Genomic DNA, 20,671 nt, shown 5'->3' on the forward strand with positions numbered 1-20,671 from the left:
TTAATTTTGCTCGTTCACGTTGCCTTTTTTATTTGATTATTAGGGGAAAATTTCGTATTTTTGAAAGTTAATCAACAGTAATTTTAAAGGATTTTCATGAGCGAAGAAAATAAAAATGCATCTACGTATTCAGCGGATAATATCCAGGTATTAGAAGGATTAGAAGCTGTACGTAAGCGCCCTTCCATGTACATCGGTGATACAGGCGTAAAAGGCCTACATCACTTGGTTTATGAAGTAGTCGATAACTCTATCGATGAAGCTGTTGCCGGTTATTGTAACGACATCGTCGTAACCATTCTAAAATCTAACGGTGTATCTGTACGCGACAACGGTCGTGGTATTCCAACAGGGATCAATAAAAAAGAAAAGAAATCTGCTTTAGAGCTTGTAATGACTGTATTGCACGCCGGTGGTAAATTCGACAAGGATACCTACAAGGTGTCCGGAGGTTTGCACGGTGTGGGGGTTTCCTGTGTGAATGCCCTTTCCACTCATCTACGCGCTGAAGTACATAGAGAAGGTAAGATCTTTGTCCAAGAATATGCACAAGGAAAACCTCAGGCTGATGTAAAAGAAATCGGTACCAGTGATGTCACAGGAACCATTGTTACATTCATTCCTGACCCGGAAATCTTTACCACTACCACCGTTTATAACTACGATACTTTAGCAAACCGTCTTAGAGAGCTTTCTTTCTTGAACAAAGGCATTAAGTTGACCTTGATCGATGAAAGGGAAATCTTGGACAATGGCGAGTTTAAGAAAAATGTATACCTATCTGAAGGTGGTCTTCAGGAATTCGTGAAATTCTTGGACGGTAATAGAACCGCTCTGATCCCTGAACCTATCTATGTGGAAGGTATCAAGCAAGGAGTTCCTGTTGAACTTGCCCTGCAATACAACGATACGTACTCAGAGAATGTACATTCTTACGTAAATAATATCAATACCATCGAAGGTGGTTCTCACGTTGCTGGTTTCCGTAGAGGATTGACCCGAACGCTGAAGAAATACGCTGACGATTCCGGTCTATTGAAAAACTTGAAAGTTGAGATCACGGGTGATGACTTCCGCGAAGGACTTACTGCGGTAATTTCGGTAAAGGTTGCAGAACCTCAATTCGAGGGACAGACCAAAACCAAATTAGGTAACTCGGAAGTAATGGGTGCCGTAGATGTTGCCGTGGGCGAGATCTTGAGCTCTTATTTGGAAGAGAACCCGAAAGAGGCTAAGCAAATCGTACAGAAGGTAGTGATCGCTGCCCAAGCACGTGCTGCTGCGCGTAAGGCAAGAGAATTGGTGCAACGTAAAACCGTAATGGGTGGTTCCGGTCTTCCTGGAAAACTGGCCGACTGTTCGGATAGAGATCCTGAAAGATGTGAGATCTTCTTCGTCGAGGGGGACTCAGCGGGTGGAACGGCGAAACAAGGCCGTGACCGTGCTACTCAGGCCATCATGCCTTTGCGTGGTAAGATCTTGAACGTGGAAAAAGCCATGGAACACAAGATCTACGAAAATGAAGAGATCAAGAACATGTTCACCGCATTAGGAGTGTCGATCGGTACCGCCGAAGATTCCAAAGCCTTGAACATTGATAAACTTCGTTACCACAAGATCATCATCATGACGGATGCCGACGTCGATGGTTCGCACATTGCAACCTTGTTGTTGACTTTCTATTTCCGTTACATGAAAGAATTGATTGAACGTGGCTATGTCTATATCGCTACTCCACCATTATATTTGGTGAAGAAAGGTAAAGACTTCGAATACGCTTGGACCGAAGATCAGCGTCTGGCAGCAATCCAACGCTTAAAAGGTGCAGGTAAAGAAGATAGCGTACATGTTCAACGTTATAAAGGTCTTGGAGAGATGAACGCCGAGCAGTTATGGGATACGACCATGGATCCTGAAAAACGTACGCTTCGCCAAGTCACCATTGAAAACGCTGCTGAATGTGACCGTATCTTCTCCATGCTAATGGGTGATGAGGTTGCACCTCGTAGAGAGTTCATCGAAGCGAATGCACGTTACGCAAAAATTGATATCTAAGAATAGATCAAAATATAAGTTTCACAGGTTAAAGGTGGTCAGAAGTAATTTTGACCACCTTTACTTTTTCTTAACATGAATTTGCCATGAATTTTTCCCCCATTCTGATTTTGGTCTTATTCGGGCCATATTCGGAATTTTCGCAATATGTCCCGAACATGCCTCGAATAAGAGTAAGGTAAAGCCCTCCAACTTTTTTCGATTTTTTTATTTTTCAACCCTATTCTTTCTTTAAGGTTTTCGCCTTTTCCCTGTCCTGATCTTCAGCTGTACTTTACCAAAAGTTATTCTACAGTACCGTACCCTTAGTCATAGTTTAAAATAGAAATCATTCCCTATTAACAGAGGGCAACGATATTTAGCATGAAAACCCGAGTATGGATTTGTATTGCTTTTTTGAATGAATAGTATTTTTCGTTGTTTGCTTTCGCATTTTGCCCTATGCCTTTTTTCATGTTCTGTACTTGCCCAAAATGAAAGTGAAACCGAAGAAATAATAGTCAACCAGCTCATCGATGAAAGTGAAGTAGATGCAGGTCTTTCCGATTATGCAGAAGCCTTATCCCAATACTTAAAGCGACCCCTGGATTTGAACAAGGTAACAGCAGCGGATCTAAATCAATTGATTTTCCTTTCACCATTTCAGGTACAGCAGATCCTCCTGCACCGCGAGAAAGCTGGACCATTTATCTCTACCTTGGAACTTCAGGCTATTCCAAGCATCAATCTAGAAACTTTAGAAAGACTGCTTCCCTTTGTCAGGGTCAATGAAAACCTTTTGGATGGAGATGGGCATTGGCGCGAAATCCTCAAGGAGCCAAGTGGATCTTGGATGATGACCTATTCCCGTGGATTGCAGGTGCCTAGAGGCTATGAGATCGCCGATCCGAAACGGTCAAGGTATTTGGGCAGTCCGGACAGGGTCATCAATCGTATCCGCTGGAATGCCCGAAAGAAGCTTAAGGTCAGCCTCAACATGAAGAAGGATGCGGGTGAACCTTTTTCCATAAAGGATAGAAGGATGGGTTTCGATTATACTTCAGGATCGATCTTGATCAATAAGCTGGGCCCCTTTGATCAGATTGTTGTGGGCGATTATCTATTGCAGTTTGGCCAAGGCCTATCCTTATGGAATGGACCTGTAGTGGGTAGGTCAGCATCTGTTGCAAACATTATGCAGCAGGGATTGGGGATTAGGCCGCATACAGGAATGATGGAAAGTAAATTTATGCGTGGCATGGCGATTCGAATCAAGAGGAAAAGCTTTGAGCTTAGCCCGTTTTTTTCCTACAATAACCTCTCGGCCAGCCTAAATACCCAAGGCAAATATCCGTTTGTCGAGAGCATCAATTATTCTGGATTACATCGAACGCCCACCGATGGAAAAATCGGAAAAGGCTCGATCAAATGGTCTACGGACTTCAAGTGGGCTATGTGAATAACATTTTTAAAGTAGGGGCAAATCTTGTGAATACGCAATTCAGCTTGCCCCTAAAGCTAAATACGAAAGCCCACAGCCGCTATAGATTTGAAGGTCAAAATTTACAGAACGTTTCTGCCTACTATCAATACAATCTATACAACATGTTGCTATTTGGAGAATCAGCACATTCCATTGGATCTGGATGGGCCCATAACCATGGATTGATAGCTGCGCTGGGCAGGAAGTTTTCCGCTTCCATTTCCTATAGGAATTATGCGAAAGATTATCATGCATTCTTTGCTCAGTCTCTTCAGGCACAATCTCATTTGTCCAATGAAAAAGCCTGGAGCCTGAGTTTCGCCTTTCAACCAAACCGGAAAATAGAATGGATGAATAGCGTAGACTATGTAATATTCCCTTGGATGAAATTCAGGACCAAAGAAGCTTCCTATTCCTTCCTGGGACGAAGCCAAATAAGTTATATCTGGTATAAGAAAGGGCATCTGCGATTACGGTATCAATATAAATTCTATCAGGAGAACTATTCTGCTACGCAGAAGGGGGCAATAGCTGTGGCAGATGTAGCGAGGCAACAGGCGAGACTGATCTTCCTGTACAAGCTCAATAATACGATACAGATTGGACATCAGATGGAAGTGAAAGAGTTCCATAAAAGCAACTTGGGGAAAAAGCATGGTTTCATGGCATATCAAGATTTGATCTGGAATAAAGCTAGCTGGCGGATGGGCGGGAACCTCCGCTTGGCCTATTTCAATGCTGAATCCTACGAATCGCGATTATATGCTTACGAAAGAGATGTACTGTATGGTTTTTCATTTCCATCTTATTTTCGAAAAGGGTTTCGAGCCTATTTCAACCAAAAACTGAGACCCATTAAAGGGATAGATATTTGGCTCAGGTATGCCCTGACACACTATCTAGGTCAAACGCATATAGGCTCTGGTTTGGATCAGATTTCCGGGAATAAAAAGTCGGATATAAAATTGCAAATCCGTTATTCCTGGTGACCATGGAAATCCAAGAATTGAAAATAGAACAGATTCCCTTCTTTCGGATATGTCTATGCTTCGGACTTGGGATATTGGTCTCCTTTCAGATCCATTGGAATTATGCCTATTTCCAAGGATTGGCACTATTGATCCTGATGTTGTTTGTTCTCCTTCTCCTTTTTTGGATGCGGAAAAAATCAAGAAAACTTTACTATCTGATCTATGTCCTATTATTTCTGTTGGGGGTCTTGAGCCTTGCGATAAAAATGCCCAAAGAAAAAGTCAATCTATCCAAAACGCTGATCTATTCAGGGAAATTATTGGAAGAGCCAAGCAGAAAAGGTCAGGTTTTAAAAAGTAAGCTTGAACTGAATTTCCAACATCTTCCTTCAGGTCCAAAACCGATGGATATCCTGCTTATGGCCACTATTTGGGATAAAGATTCCAGCATAGTCCATTTGCACAAGGGCGATATCATTGGGTTTAGGGCCAAGATTAAGGAATTGGATCCAGCCTTCAATCCAGGACAATTTGACTATTCAAAATATTTAAATGGAAAGGGTATATTCTATCAGGTCTTTATCCCTAAAGATCAATTGTTGCAAGTGAAAATTGCCAAGATCAACAGGTTTGAAAGCTGGGTTTTGCAATATCAGGAAAGGCTTCAGATGAACTTCAGGAAATTTATCAACGATCCTTCAGCCTTTCAGATTGCCAGTGCGATTACTTTTGGATATCGCTCCGACATGGCCGATGAGCTGATGGAAGTGTTCTCTAACACAGGGACCATTCATGTACTGAGTGTATCAGGTATGCACGTCGGTTTGATGTTCCTGCTTTTGACCTGGATATTAAAACCGATAGATCGCCTAGCCCATGGACGAAAGGCAAGATACCTTCTTATTCTCTGTTTTATTTGGTTTTATGCGCTGATCTGTGGTTTTGTCCCCGCTGTGCTGCGAGCAACCTTAATGTTTAGCCTGTACTTGATCGGACATTGGCGCGCTCGTGTCGTCCTATCATTAAACACAGTCTTTTCCTCCGCATTTTTATTATTGGTTTTTGATCCTTTTATGCTTTTTGATATTGGTTTTCAGCTTTCCTATCTCGCGGTTATTGGAATCCTGCTGTTTATTCCTGTACTCCAAGGTATATATTATTCATCCCAGATCTGGATCAATAAGCTGTTGGACCTGTTATATATTTCCATTGCAGCACAATTATCAACAACTGCCTTGGCCATTTTCTATTTCCAGCAGTTTCCCACCTTCTTTCTGTTTTCCAATCTTTTTATCAGCTTGCCATCTACGGTTATCCTTTATTTAGGCATGGGGCTAGTTGTTTTTTCAATGGAAGGGATAGGAGAGATCCTTGGAAACCTTTTGAACGAATGCATTTTGTTTTCCTACCAAATCCTTAAGTACATCGATTCCATTCCTTTTTCCAGCATCAAAGGAATGGTTATAGACCCGAATATAACCTTTCTCTGCTACCTCGGTCTAGCCTTTCTTTTTATAGGATTTCAGAAACAGTCGAAAATATTTCTCTGCACTTTGGTCATTTCCTTTGTCATGCTATTTGCCATGGTCCTAAAAATAAGGTTGGATCATCGATCCTTTCGGGGAATAAAAATCTATAATACAAGAAAAGAGTTGAGCATTGCCTATATCAATCGTGCAGAAGTACTGCTGTTAAGTACCTGTGATTCTCCTCAACATAAAAGCCTGCGATTTTCAGTATTGCCAGATTTAAAGAAGTATGTGGATCCAAAAGATATTCAGTTTGCCAGCTTGAAGGTTAAGAATGAAAACCAATGGCTTCATCTATATGATGATATGGACCTATATATCCAAAATTCCAAGGTGCAAGATCATCAGGCCTCCAAGATTTTATTGCTCAGAAACAATGTGCAGCTACCGAGTGAATTGAATGCTTCCATGTGCATTCTGGATGGGTCCAATTCTGATTGGTATATCGAGCAGACTGTGGCAGAATTAAAAAGGGTAAACAGGGCTTATTACATATTGAAGGATAATTTTGCGTATGTTTGGGAGAGTAATCAAGATGGAAAAAACGAGCTTAACCATATTAAAGGAGTTCTGGGGATACGATAAATTCCGTCCCTTGCAGGAAGAGATTATCCATGAAATCCTGTTGGGAAATGACACCTTGGCTTTGATGCCAACCGGTGGCGGGAAATCTATTTGTTTCCAGGTCCCTGCCATGCTCCAAGAAGGGATCTGCATCGTGATCAGTCCATTGATTGCCCTGATGAAAGATCAAGTCGAAAATCTACGCAAGCGAAATATTCCAGGGATTGCCATTTATTCAGGGATGTCCCATCGAGAGGTGGATATTGCACTGGACAACTGTATTTTCGGCAATATCAAATTCCTCTATTTGGCACCGGAGCGATTGTACAACGATATGGTCCAAGAAAGGATTCGTCACATGAAGGTGAATCTGTTTGCCATCGATGAGGCCCATTGTATTTCGCAATGGGGATATGATTTTCGACCATCGTATCTGGAATTGATTAAGTTAAGGGAATTACAACCCAAAGTTCCAATCCTGGCCTTGACCGCTACCGCTACCCCTAAAGTCGTTGAAGATATACAGGAGAAATTAGGATTTGCGAAGCCACATGTACTGTCCAAGAGTTTCCGAAGGGAAAACTTGGGTTATATGGTTTTCAAGGAAGACAATAAGATGGGGCGGATGTTGAAGATCATCTCCAAGATAGGTGGTACAGGTATCGTATATGTAAGGAACCGTCGGGAAACCCAAGAGGTTGCCCGTTATCTGCTGAACCATGGTATACCGGCCGATTTCTATCATGCAGGTTTGGATATGCAAAGCCGTTCCAAAAAGCAGGATGCTTGGACCAGTAACCAGGTTCGGGTCATTGTAGCGACCAATGCCTTCGGGATGGGAATAGATAAGCCTGATGTACGTTTTGTCATCCACCTGGACATTCCAGACTCCCTAGAGGCCTATTATCAAGAAGCTGGAAGGGCAGGTAGGGATGGAAAAAAAGCCTATCCCGTCTTGTTGTATCAGCAGGCGGATCGCAATGAACTCTGGGAAAATATAGATTTGAGCTTTCCGGATTTTCAATATATCCAACAAGTCTACCATCATCTCTGTAATTATTTCCAGATCGCATACGGTGCTGGGAAAGGCCTGATCTATGATTTTGATGTGGTCGATTTTGCCAAGAAATATAAGCTGGATGTGGTCAAGACCCTGAGTTCCTTGAAATACCTGGAAAGAGATAAATGGTTGTCATTAAGTGAAGCTGTGTATATTCCGGCAAGGATTAAATTCGAGGTAGATTTTCAAGAGCTATATAAATTTCAGGTACAGAGTGCGCAGTATGATCCTTTGATAAAGGCCATTTTGAGGATTTATGGAGGAGTGTTTGATTATTATGTCCCGATCAATGAATTTGAAATTGCCAAGAAGTTGAGCAAGCCCTATGAAGAGATTGTGCGGATGATGCGGTACCTGCAACAACAGGAGCTTATGACCTATGTGGCCAAGACTGATTCACCCCAATTACAGTTTTTACAGCCAAGGGTAGATTATAAGAACCTCTACATTGATACCGCGTTTATTGCGGAACGAAAGCTGATCAAAGAGGATCAGGTAAAGGCCATATATCATTATCTGGACAGCAAGGATTGCCGCAGTTTGAGTTTGCAGCATTATTTTGGGGAAGAAGCCCAGGAACCCTGTGGCGTATGTGATCTCTGTGTGGTCCGCGAGCATAAATCTGGTTTGGCGGAATCTATCGAAAAGAAGATCCAGTTCCTATTGTTGGCAAAGCCCATGTTGCTTCATGACCTGATCGAAGCTATTGAGATAGGCAAAGATGAGGATCGCCTCAAAGTCCTCCGAAAACTATTGGATTCCGAAGAAGTGAAGTTGGAAAATGAGCACTATAGTTGGAATGCCCTCTAACCAATTCCAACATAAAAATTCTTAAGCATAAGTAATTGTTCCTCCAAGGTTTATCGATTGAGTACGAAAACAAACAAGTTTTTGTACGCTTGTATATTGATAAAAAAATGTGTTATCTTTAATACTAACCAAATAAACTTTGTATGGAACAATTTATCATCTATTTACCAGCAGCACTCGCTGTATTGGGTCTGTTATTTATGTTTGTCAAAGCAGGATGGGTTGGTAAGCAAGATGCTGGCGACGGCAAGATGCAATCCATTTCCAAGAGTATCCAAGAGGGGGCGATGGCTTTCCTTAAAGCGGAATACCGAATCCTGTTAATTTTTGTTGTAATCGCCTCGATTGCACTTTTTATCGTTTCTACCTTGGTAGAGACTTCCCACTGGATCATTGTTGTTGCTTTTGTCTGTGGTGCCTTTTTCTCGGCTTTGGCAGGGAATATCGGGATGCGGATAGCGACTCGTGCCAATGTCAGAACAACCCAAGCAGCCAGAACCAGTCTACCACAAGCCCTAAAGGTTTCCTTTTCTGGAGGTACCGTCATGGGATTGGGCGTAGCCGGATTGGCGGTATTGGGATTGAGTATTTTCTTTCTGTTGTTCCTTAAGATGTTTTTGACCGAGGGTGGAAATTTCTACCTGGAGATGACCGTTGTTTTGGAGGCCCTGGCAGGCTTTTCCCTAGGCGCTGAGTCAATTGCCCTATTTGCACGAGTTGGTGGTGGTATCTATACCAAAGCAGCTGACGTTGGAGCAGATTTGGTAGGTAAGGTGGAAGCAGGGATTCCAGAGGATGATCCTCGTAACCCAGCGACCATTGCAGATAACGTAGGTGATAATGTGGGTGATGTTGCTGGGATGGGTGCCGATCTATTTGGATCTTATGTGGCAACCGTATTGGCTTCGATGGTGCTTGGTAACTATATCATCAAGGACATGTCGGAAGTAAATGGGTCACAGTTCACGGATGCATTTAATGGCATGGGACCGATCTTGCTTCCTATCGTGATTGCAGGGGTAGGTATTTTAGCTTCTATTATCGGTACTTTCCTGGTTAAGGTTTCATCGAATGATGCCCGCGAAAACCAAGTACAGAAGGCCTTAAATATGGGGAACTGGACATCGATCCTATTGACGGTGGTTGCTTGTTTCTTTTTGATCCAGTATATGTTGCCAGAGGTTATCCAGATGAAGTTTTTTGGTGAAGGCTATCAGGATGTCCCACGAATGAACATATTCTATTCAACCATTGTAGGTTTAGCCGTTGGAGGTTTGATTTCATCATTCACGGAATACTATACCGGTTTGGGTAAGAAACCAGTTTTGAATATTGTACAGAATTCTTCCACAGGTGCAGCGACCAATATTATTGCGGGTTTAGCTACCGGTATGAAATCGACGGCTTCTTCAGTTATCCTATTTGCATTGGCAATCTGGGGTTCATACGAACTGGCGGGTTTCTATGGAGTGGCAATAGCGGCTTCAGCGATGATGGCCACCACAGCGATGCAATTAGCCATCGATGCCTTTGGACCTATTGCCGATAATGCAGGCGGTATTGCGGAAATGAGCGAATTGCCAAAAGAGGTTCGTCAGCGTACGGATGTTTTGGATTCGGTAGGTAATACTACAGCTGCGGTAGGAAAGGGTTTTGCCATTGCCTCAGCAGCATTGACCGCTCTAGCTTTATTTGCGGCCTATGTGACTTTTACCGGGATCGATGGTATCAATATTTTTAAAGCCGATGTATTGGCAGCCTTGTTCATTGGTGGTATGATTCCGGTTGTATTTTCCGCTTTGGCGATGCAGTCGGTAGGTAAAGCAGCCATGGATATGGTGAACGAAGTGAGAAGGCAATTCCGTGAAATTCCAGGTATCTTAGAAGGAACTGGAAAACCTGATTATGGAAGATGTGTGGATATTTCCACCAAAGCCGCATTGCGCGAAATGATGTTGCCGGGTGCTATTACCATTATCACGCCGATCATTGTTGGCTTTGTGATGGGAGCAGAGGCATTAGGTGCGTATATGGCGGGAGTAGCAGTTTCAGGTGTCATGTGGGCAATCTTCCAAAATAATGCCGGCGGTGCTTGGGATAATGCCAAGAAATCATTTGAAGCCGGTGTCATGATCAATGGCGAGATGACCTTCAAAGGTTCTGATGCGCATAAAGCAGCAGTAACCGGAGATACCGTTGGTGATCCATTCAAAGATACTTCCGGTCCTTCCATGAATATCTTGATTAAATTGACTTGTCTGGTAGGGTTGGTGATTGCTCCAATCTTGGGCGGTCATCACCTTGCAGAAAATGTAAAGAAAGATAAGGTAGAAAATAAAGAAAAAGTGGTTATGGTTGACCATAAACCGGTAATCACGAAAAACAAATAAGCATTAAACCTTTCTAAAATAAAAGCCCTCTGTCAAGCAAATTGCGACAGAGGGCTTTCTTTTTTTATATCTGTTTACTTCACGATCGTGATGACTTTGTTATCAGATCTTGCATTCACGGTCGGATCGTACATGCTTTCGATGCTAGTTATACCGGAGTTGAATTCCCCTAGGTTATTGGCCTTGACCTCGTACTCGAAAGTCCTTTTCCCTTTTTGCAGGGCATTGAAGAAGTAGTTGGTCGATGCATCCTTCAGGGTGAAATAGTAGTTGTTCCTCCAGCTGTAGCCCGAAGGTACGAATACAGGTTCCACGCCTGCAGGTCGGCTGTCCTTCAGGTGCACATATTCCAGGTCCTGGTCGTTGATGACGGTGATGACCACCTTGATCTTTTCGCCCAGCTTGGCCTCATTGCTCTCTACCCATTTACCGTTCCGCTCTACCATGTACTGCTTGCTGACCTTGATGTCGTTAGTCGATGCCTTCACTTCGGATACCGGCAGGAAGTACTGATGGAAGACCCCACCGAAGACGATGCGGTCGTTGTGGTTCTCGATCTGTACGGACCTGTTGCGGTCAAGTTCCTGCTTGCCGAAAGTCTTGGAGACCTGTCCCAGGACCACCGAGTCCATCTGGGCCTTCTGTCCGTCGACCAGTACGGTTACGGCATTGTCCAGGTTGAAGTCCTTTGGATTGTTGGTCAGCAACAGGCTGTAAATAGCATCCACGGTCATCCAGGTGCTGCGCCAGTAGTTGGCTTCCTTGCGGAAGAAGATCCATTGGCTGATCGGGTTGAGCTTGCTCGGGTCATGGAGCTTATAGGCTTCCAGCATATAGCTATGCAGGCTGATGTCGTTGTACTGCTTGCCGTTGCTCTCCCAGTACATGCCCTTGTCGGGATCCAGGATGACTTCCTGTTGGATCCTGTTGCGGATCTCGTTGGATTCCTTGGAATCACCGAACAGTTGGTTGACGATCCATGCCTTGGCTGCATAGCCGGCAGGACCCTTGGCGGTGATGATCGGAGCCTTGGCGATCTTGGTCCGAAGGATATTGCCGTTCTTTTGAGGTACCTTGACTTCCGAGTTCCAGAAGTGGCGTGCGTATAGGTAGTCCAGTGCGATATTGGCGGATGCCTTTTCCCTGGTTATGCTGCTGTCCTGGTCCAGGTAGGTAGACAAGCGTCTCATGCTGCCGTTCATCTGCGGGTTCACTAGGCTGTGGTCCAGGTAGAATACCTTGCCCACGACCTCCAGTATCCGCATGGAGATATGGGTATCGGACTTTCCGCCTTCGAACCAAGGGAAGGACCCATTGTCCAATTGTCCGCGGAGCAGCTTCTGCTCGATGCCCTTGAGCTCGGTCTCGATATCGGAATTGAACAGTTCGGCCAAAGCTTCCAGACGCTTGCTGTCATGCTGTATGTCGCGAAGCCAAGGCATTTCCTGCAGCTTCAGCTCGTTGAGCTGGGCATTCTCCTCCAGTCTGCTCTTGCTATCCTTTACCTTGATGGACCTGAAATAATCGGAGATGGCAGGGTAGTGCTTGCCTATGTACTGTACCATCTTCAGACCGAACCATTTACTGCTGGACTGTTCGGTACATTCATATGGGTAGTTCTTGAGGTAGTCGATGGCCGAGATGATCTCCAGGATCGGATTGCTCTGTACCTGTACCTTGGCCTGCAGGTTGTCCTTGCCGGCCGAAGCGACGCTGAAGTCCTGTTTTTGGCCGGCCTTTAGGGCGATCTTCTCGGTCTGGGAAACCAGCACCTTGTTAGAAAGTACGGGAAGTTCTATGATCTCGCCATCGGAATGTTCCGCGCTTGCCGCAACGATCTTGACCTGTACGCTTGGGTATCCCTCAGGTACCTTGAGCTTCCAGGACACCGTTTGGTTGTTGTCCTTATCGACGCTGAAGTCGGTCGTGATGTCGCCCAACACGAACTGTTCGCTGATATCGGCATTGTCGACCGGGTTGATGACCTCGATCTTTGCCTTGCCCTGCTGCGGCTTGCCGCTGAGGTTCTGTACCTGGGCGATGATCTCGATCTGGTCGGATTCGCGGAAGTACCTAGGCAGGTTGGGACGTACCATCAGCTGCTTCTGGGTCTGGGTATAGAACTGTTCGGAACCCACCTCCAGGTTCTTGCCATGGGCAAAGAGCAAGAGCTTCCACTTGGTTAGGGCCTCGGGACTGTCGAACTCGAAACTGATGTTGCCATCCTTGTCGGTGTACAGGTTCGGGTAGAAGAAGGCCGTTTCCTGAAGGTTCTTGCGCGCTTGGACCTGAGAGAGGTCTACTCCTTGGCCCTTATTCTTTAATTCTTCAACTTGTGCCCTAAGATCAGGGTCTTTTAGTTCATCATATAAGAGTACAGTTTCTTCCGTTACTTCATGTACATCGGCTGCTGCTTCAAGATTGACAGCAGATGTTGTGTTTTTAGCCATTCTTTGCATACCTTTCACTGCAAGGGCGGAACCAACTCTATTTAGAACTGGATCACCATAATAGTTATTCAGGTTATTGACACCTCGATTTAACCAATAATTATCCCAAAGACCATAATTGTTGACTAAAGGTAATTCATTGCCTACTGCATTGATAATTTGTTCATTGGAGCCAAATGGACTTGAGGCTGATGAAGCATAGAATAAATTGGTAAAATTATATCGCCTGTAATAGGATGGGCTATACCTGTCAAAAAAGGTTGGGAAGTAATTGGCTCCAAAAACGTCTAATGACATGTCATACATGGTAGCCAATACCTCGGATGGAATGACTTTGTCCTTTTGCAAGATGCTAAAGCTCCATTTCTCTTTTGTTGCCGGCATAATTTTATCTCTAAAGCTGCTGATTTTAATTTTTAAATCTTGATCATCAGTTCGCTTAGGAGCGCTGATGAATTTATTTTCAATCTGGTTGTCTACAATTAATATAGCGTCCAATTGATAACCTCGTGAAAACTTTTCCTTGTCAAATTTGAATTCATGGGTTGCTCGGCCATTCTTTACAGGAATGGTAAAGGTCTCTTGTTTACCAAAGGAGTTACTTGGGAAAAGAATTATCTCCTTTGCATTTGGCACATCGGTATAGAAATTTAATTTGACCTGTTCATCCAGACCATAATTTGGTTTATCAAAGCTGTAGGTTAGGAAGTCATGATCGCTGCTCTTTTTGGTAACAGGATCGAAAATGCTCACATCTGCTTGACTTCTTATGGTATCCTTTCCTTGGATTGAAATGACTTCAACGTAATACTTTCCTTTTGGAAACAGGTTGGAATCTATTTTCACCAACCCTGTATCCCATGTGTCAAAGGAATAGGTTTTTACCAATTCTGATGGTTTCTTGATGATTAAAGACTCATCAAATGAGGTTGGGAATAGTTTTTTGTATTCTGCATTACTGAAAATATGGTAGTCCACATTTTTAAATATATTGTCAAATTGATCCGGTAAAGCAATATTAGGCTCAGGATACTTATAGATTTTTATCTCACCGGTCAAGGGCAGAGGTTGGTTGTTTTTATTCACGGTACTGATGAATAATTTATTCCATTTACCAGCTTCTTCTATTCTTGGACCTAGAATATTGATGACCCAAGGCTTATCTGAATAAGTATAAAAAACAGATGCTTGCTGCATTTCACCGGTCTGATTCACGACTTCAGCAGTTACACTGATGTTGAAATCTTCCAATTTATTTAATGCGGTATCTTCTAATGGAATCCTGATGGAAAATTTACCTTGCTCATTAGCGATTATTGAACTGTCGGCTAAGGTGAAATTGGTATAATTACGACCATAGGAGTTTATTCGAACTTTGTAATTCACCGAAGCACCTACAAGTGGCACACCGGAATAGGATTCCACTTTTCCTTTAAACTCGGCTATATCTGAGCGTTTATAGGTTTCCTTATTGGGGTCAAATTTAACACTAAAGGTAGGACGCTTATACTCCTCCACGCTTAGGTAGTGATAGCCAATTTGGATTCCCTTATCCATAATCAGGATATTGAATCCACCGGCCAAGGTATTGGCTGGGATTTGAAGTTCTCCATTTACAGAACCAAATGCATTACTGGTCAATGACAAGGAGTCTACCTTTTGACCGTTGGCATCCTGAAGGATAACATCTAGTTTTTTACCTTCTATCACTTTTCCACTTAATGAGCTGTTGTTATAAACAATTCCTTTGAAGTAAAGCTTTTGACCGGGTCTATAAATCCTTCTATCGGTTAGGATCTTGGTATTGAACCTTTCTCTATCCTCTTCTTTCTCGATCTGCGAGAAGCTATAATTTAAAGGAGTAGCCATGTCGATGATCTGCTTTTCTTCGGCAAGGTAAAGCATTGCCCCTGATTGATAGCGATAATAAGAATCCTTATTGATATCTACTGAAAACTCTCCATTCTGATTAGTTTTCATCTTATGGACCAGCTTTGGTGCTTTTCCAGAGTTTACATCATAGATCTCCAACGATTTACCAGCATAGGGCAATCCCGTCTTTCGATTGATCAGCAAACCTTTGAAAAGATATTCTTCTGTATTCTTCCCTTTCTCTAGTTCTGTGTAGTTAAATAAATCCGAAACAATAAAGCTAAATGAGGACACGGTATTGAATAGACCATCAGCTTTGAATTCAGGATTGTTTGAGATGAGGGCTACATAATTGCCAAAAGGGAGGGCATTTATCTTGTAAATGGTAGAATGTCGTTTATAATCATCAAATGATTTTATTGGAATTTCCTCTGCATACACCTCCGTCGCATTTACCCCTACTTTTTTCGTTAGGCTATCTAATTTTACTTCAAATTTCTTATAGTTTGTTGGGGTATTGGTCACATTGAAAACTTTCAAGTAGAGCTTTTCCGCATTTTTAAAGGATAGCTGGACGGGACTGTTGACATTGGAAGGATTAATCTGCTTATTATAAAACTGTATTTCCACACTTTTAAATCGTTGATCCATGAGCTCAACATCCTTGATCCAAGGTGATTTTGGATACTCTTGTTTTGCTTTGGCTAGGTATTCAACTGCCTTTTTTGTGTCATTGTTGTTGTGCAGTGTTTCTGCAATGATGGCATAGATGAACGCGTTATAATCACTTTTGTTTTGGGCAATTACGTTTTTCAAAGCATCAACATAGGCATCTTTTTTTTGATAGCTAGGGGAAATATTGTTAACCATTAGATAGGAGGTTGCATCAGCATATCCTGCTTTCTTATTGATGCTGAACAAATCTTCTGATAACTTTTTGATTTTTACTGCATTTTTTACCCTGTTCCCTCGCAAGAAAGCGAGGTATGCATTACTATTGAAGTGGTAAAGCGTAGGACTGAGGCTAAAATTTTTGCTGGTGGAAAAGAGAGATTTCCAATCTTCAATAGGTTGTTTCAAGAGAAGGTCTTTGTTCTCCAAGGATTTATTGAACAGGGAGTCCAAGATTTTATACTTGGTTTCTTCATCTGCCTCTAAAAATTTATTCTTGCTTTCGCTGTAGTAATCGGTATTGCTTCCTAAATACTGGGCATAAAAACTATAGAGTAGACTTCTTTGAACTCCCTCTGTTTGGTTGATGTTGTTTTGGAAGTGTTTGTCTACTTTATCGAAAAGATCTTCTTGCGTCGTATTGACTTGAAGCAATTGGCTCTCTGCAATAATCGCTCGAAGCTCCATTGGGCCATTTTTAGATTTTTTGGCGTAAGTTTTTATTTCATTCAGAAGAGGGGCTGTCTGTTCATAATTCCCAATGGAAATTAGTCTGTCTACCTCTTTCCATTTTTCTTCTATCATAGTTGTCGTTTTAGATTCTTGACTGAATAGCAGGATGGGTGAAAGTGCGAATAATAGGATGAATAATTGTTTCATATAACATAAACCTTAATGTTCATAACCTTGTTTTTGCGATGGATGCAGAAATGGAGCGGATTCCATAATGCTCCTGAAAAATAATTGTTAATGGGATCGAATTTCTTATTTACAAGAAATCACTTGATTGGTATTAAATTTAGGAAAAAACTATTGTTTTCTCTTTAACCCCGCAACAATATCCAATAGTAGTGGAATACCTGGGTTTCTGTTCTTTTTGCTCCAGATAAGAGATAGGGTAGTGCGTTGTGGCAGATGGTTCAACTCTAAGAAATCCACATGGGTATGATAACCTTTTTTTAAGGAAGTAGGCACAATGGCAACACCCAAGCCTTGACTCACCAGGTTAAAAATACTTAGTGCATTGACTGTGCGAAGGGCAACGTGCGGGTCAAAATCATGGTCTTCGAAAATACTCATCACCAGTTCATAATAGGAATTGCTGTATTCCTTGGAAAAGAGAATAAAGGATTCATCCTTAAAATCATGGAGATTGACCTTTCCCTTTGGCCTAGCCGTGGAGTTTTTAGGAACCACCAATGAGAAATGTTCCGTTAAGATGGGAATGGATTTTAAGCCTATGGGAGTGTCCTTGACCCGAACAAAACCAAAGTCCAGTTCTTGTTTGTTGATCATGTCGATCTGAATCTCATTGGCGAGTTCATTGAGTGTAATATCGATCAATGGTTGTTTCTGTTTCAGTTCTACCAGTAATTGGGGCAACATGGCTTGAACGGCAGATCCGATAAACCCAAGCTTCAGCGAAGTAATCTTTCCTTCTGATATTTTTTCAATATGGTCTTTGATATTGTCCAATTGATTGAAAATCAAATCCACCTCTTTTTTAAGGTAAATGCCTGACTCTGTCAATTCCACATTTCTCTTGTCTCGCAGGAAAAGTTGAGTGCCATAATGCTCCTCCAATTGCTTGATCTGCCTAGACAGTCCCGGCTGAGCAATAAATAGCCTTTCAGCGGCCCTTCTGAAGTGTAATTCCTCGGCTACTACCTTGAAATATAAGAGATGTCGGAGTTCTATTTGATAATTCATGGTTATCAGTTGTTGCTAAAATTGATATTGCCAATTATCAAATATAGCAGGTAAATTTGGGTTACACAGGGAAATATTATGAAAACATTTAAATACGGAGAAGATTATTTGAATAGTTCAATAGCCATAGCTATTGCGAAATCTGATTGCCAAGGGGTATTGACTGAGGAAACGATCAGTAAAATAAACCAAAGCGCCCAGTATGTCCAAGAGATTGTAGATGCTGGAAAAGTGGTGTATGGAATCAACACTGGTTTCGGGCCACTATGTACTACTTTGATCAGCCCTCAAGATACCAAGAAATTACAGGAAAATATTTTAAAGAGCCATGCCGTTGGGGTAGGCGAGCCTATTGATAAGGAATTGAGCAAGCTCATGCTTATCTTAAAGGTGCATGCCCTGGCAAAAGGTTTTTCGGGGGTTCAGTTGAGTACGGTAGAACGAATTATCTGGCATATTCAGAATGATGTGATTCCAGTTGTACCTAAGCAAGGTTCGGTTGGCGCATCGGGTGATTTAGCCCCTTTGTCCCACCTTTTCTTACCCTTGATCGGGTTAGGGAAGGTCTGGAAAGATGGAAAGTCAGTGGATTCGGCGTCTGTGCTTCAGGAATTTGGAATGGAACCCATTCAATTGGGCGCTAAGGAAGGTTTGGCGCTGATCAATGGAACGCAATTCATGGCTGCCCATGGTGTAAAAGCTGTGGTAGAAATGAATAGATTGATGAACAATGCCGACCTGATCGCTACCCTGATGATTGAAGGATTGAATGGCTCTATCAAACCATTCTTTGCTGAATTGCATCAATTGAGACCTTACAAAGGAAATACTTATGTGGCCTCGACTATTTTTAATTTATTGAAAGATTCGGAAATATTGGAGTCGCATAAAAATTGCTCAAGGGTTCAGGATCCTTATTCTTTGCGCTGTATCCCGCAAGTGCATGGGGCGTCAAGAAATGCTTGGTTGCACTTTAAGGAAATCATCGAAACGGAAATCAATTCGGTAACCGATAACCCGATCATCATCAATAGTGAATTGACCATCAGCGGAGGGTCTTTCCATGGTCAGCCGATTGCTTTGCCCTTGGACTATGCTACGCTTGCAGTTTCTGAATTGGGGAATATTTCCGACAGAAGGGTTTATTTATCCCTTGAAGGGGAAACTAATGGGGTTCCTAAATTGTTGATGAAAGCAACAGGTTTAAACTCTGGATTTATGATCCTTCAATATAGTACAGCGGCCATCACTAGTGAAAACAAAGGCCTTTGCTTCCCAGCAAGTGCGGATAGCATTCCGACCTCTCTGGGTCAGGAAGACCATGTGAGCATGGGCTCCATTTCTGGTAGAAAACTGCTGCAGGTCCTGGATAACGTAGATAAAATATTGAGCATTGAGATGCTTTGTGCAGCTCAAGCTAAGGATTTTCATAATCCTAAACAGTCAACAGCGGTGATTGAGGCAATCCATAAACATATCAGGACAAGGATTCCACATATCGAAGAGGATCAACCTATGCAGGATATCTTGGATAATGCTTTGGCTATCATTAAATCTGGAGAGTTGATCGAGGTAGCAAGAAAAGCTGCCAAGGATAGTAATATGCCGTATTTTGGTGAGAATGTCGAATATTTTGAAAACTATTGATCATGAATGAGAACGGAAAATTAATAGGACCATTCAAACAGGTGCTGACTATGCAGCATTTGCCTCTGAAGGGTGCATTAAAGGACGAGCAACTGGAAATCATAGAACAAGCGGGTATTTATGTCGTTGATGGCAAAATAAGCGTAGTAGGAGATTTTGAGGGGTTGAAGGAGGCTTTGCCCGATGATATTGAGATCGTGGAACTGAAAGGTGATTTCGTTGCTCTACCTGGATATATTGATTGTCATACCCATATCGCTTTTGGTGGCAACCGAGCGAATGACTTTGCCATGCGTAATGCCGGGAGTTCTTATCTAGAAATAGCGGAGGCGGGTGGCGGAATATGGAGTACTGTAAAACATACCCGTGCCTGTTCCCAAGAGGAATTAAAAGCTCTGACCCTCAAACGTGCTGATGCTTTGTTGAGACAGGGGATTACGACGGTAGAAGTGAAGAGCGGATATGGACTTCAGGTGGAAGAGGAACTGAAAACTCTCCGTGCCATCAAAGAAGCCAACCAGTCTTCTTATGTAGACTTGATTTCCACCTGTCTTGCTGCCCATATGCATCCTAAAGACCATGAGGGCAATGCAGAAGATTACCTGTTTGAAATGGGGGAAAAGCTATTTCCGGTTCTGAAAGAAGAGAATTTGACCAACCGTGTCGATGCCTTTGTCGAGAAGAGTGCCTTCTCTGCTGAACAGATTTTACCCTATTACCTTAAAGCCAAGGATATGGGCTTTGACCTGACGGTCCATGCGGATCAGTTCAGCACCTCCGGTTCTAAATTGGCTGTTGAATTGGCGGCAGTTTCGGCAGATCACCTGGAAGCCTCAACTGAGAATGAAATCAGCTTGTTGGCTGGTTCCGACGTGATTCCAGTGGCCTTGCCAGCGGCATCATTAGGTATTGGCTGTGGATTTACACCTGCGCGGAAGCTGTTGGATGCTGGTGCCAGTTTAGCTATTGCCACAGACTGGAACCCTGGTTCTGCTCCAATGGGAAAACTGATCGAAAGCGCCAGTATTTTGGCAACTATGGAGAAACTTAGCAATGCTGAGCTCTTGGCCGGGATAACCTTCAGGGCTGCCAAAGCCTTGAACTTGGACGATAGAGGTCGTTTGATGGAAGGAATGTTGGCAGACTTCGTCATCTATGATACGGATAATTACCAAAACATTACCTACCTGCATGGCGGATTGCAGCCAAAGGCAGTCTGGAAAAATGGAATCGAAGTGTTTGTTAGAAATGATTAATAAC

At 42.8% G+C, this 20,671-nt stretch carries 10 protein-coding genes; 8 read left to right on the forward strand and 2 right to left on the reverse strand.

Translation table 11 applies throughout. From position 1 onward, the window contains the following. Positions 1–96: 96 nt before the first annotated feature. From gyrB to RT138_RS13645, 6 genes are all read left to right on the forward strand, one after another. The gene (gene gyrB, locus RT138_RS13620) at positions 97–2,055 is read left to right on the forward strand and encodes a DNA topoisomerase (ATP-hydrolyzing) subunit B (RefSeq protein WP_185214354.1); all 1,959 of its coding nucleotides are present in this window, start codon (positions 97–99) and stop codon (positions 2,053–2,055) included. Positions 2,056–2,455: 400 nt separating this feature from the next. Beyond that, on the forward strand, positions 2,456–3,493 hold the full coding sequence (locus RT138_RS13625; RefSeq protein ID WP_313191136.1) for a helix-hairpin-helix domain-containing protein: 1,038 nt from the start codon (positions 2,456–2,458) through the stop codon (positions 3,491–3,493). Beyond that, positions 3,463–4,506 carry a hypothetical protein gene (locus RT138_RS13630; RefSeq protein WP_313191137.1) on the forward strand — a complete coding sequence of 348 codons (1,044 nt, stop codon included), beginning with the start codon at positions 3,463–3,465 and terminating at the stop codon, positions 4,504–4,506. Before RT138_RS13625 ends, RT138_RS13630 begins: the two co-directional genes overlap by 31 nt. 2 nt (positions 4,507–4,508) lie before the next feature. Continuing rightward, complete coding sequence (locus RT138_RS13635) at positions 4,509–6,602, forward strand: ComEC/Rec2 family competence protein (RefSeq protein WP_313191138.1); 2,094 nt, start codon at positions 4,509–4,511, stop codon at positions 6,600–6,602. Next, the gene (locus tag RT138_RS13640) at positions 6,532–8,451 is read left to right on the forward strand and encodes an ATP-dependent DNA helicase RecQ (protein ID WP_313191139.1); all 1,920 of its coding nucleotides are present in this window, start codon (positions 6,532–6,534) and stop codon (positions 8,449–8,451) included. The genes RT138_RS13635 and RT138_RS13640 overlap by 71 nt, the downstream gene beginning before the upstream one ends. Before the next feature lie 143 nt (positions 8,452–8,594). After that, positions 8,595–10,841, forward strand: coding sequence for a sodium-translocating pyrophosphatase (locus RT138_RS13645; RefSeq protein ID WP_313191140.1), 2,247 nt, complete (start codon positions 8,595–8,597; stop codon positions 10,839–10,841). A gap of 74 nt (positions 10,842–10,915) precedes the next feature. On the opposite strand, the gene RT138_RS13650 is transcribed toward RT138_RS13645, so the two are convergent. Both RT138_RS13650 and RT138_RS13655 read right to left on the reverse strand, forming a co-directional pair. Further along, positions 10,916–16,639, reverse strand: coding sequence for an alpha-2-macroglobulin family protein (locus RT138_RS13650; RefSeq protein WP_313191141.1), 5,724 nt, complete (start codon positions 16,637–16,639; stop codon positions 10,916–10,918). A gap of 225 nt (positions 16,640–16,864) precedes the next feature. Then, complete coding sequence (locus RT138_RS13655) at positions 16,865–17,764, reverse strand: LysR family transcriptional regulator (RefSeq protein ID WP_185214141.1); 900 nt, start codon at positions 17,762–17,764, stop codon at positions 16,865–16,867. 78 nt (positions 17,765–17,842) lie between these two features. Here RT138_RS13655 and hutH point away from each other — a divergent pair, with 78 nt between their 5' ends. Next, a complete protein-coding gene (gene hutH, locus RT138_RS13660; protein WP_313191142.1) occupies positions 17,843–19,411 on the forward strand; it encodes a histidine ammonia-lyase in 1,569 nt (522 codons plus the stop codon). A 2-nt stretch (positions 19,412–19,413) separates the two neighbouring features. Next, complete coding sequence (gene hutI, locus RT138_RS13665; protein ID WP_313191143.1) at positions 19,414–20,667, forward strand: imidazolonepropionase; 1,254 nt, start codon at positions 19,414–19,416, stop codon at positions 20,665–20,667. Positions 20,668–20,671 lie beyond the last annotated feature (4 nt).

Source organism: Sphingobacterium sp., assembly GCF_032065005.1.
GTDB lineage: Bacteria > Bacteroidota > Bacteroidia > Sphingobacteriales > Sphingobacteriaceae > Sphingobacterium.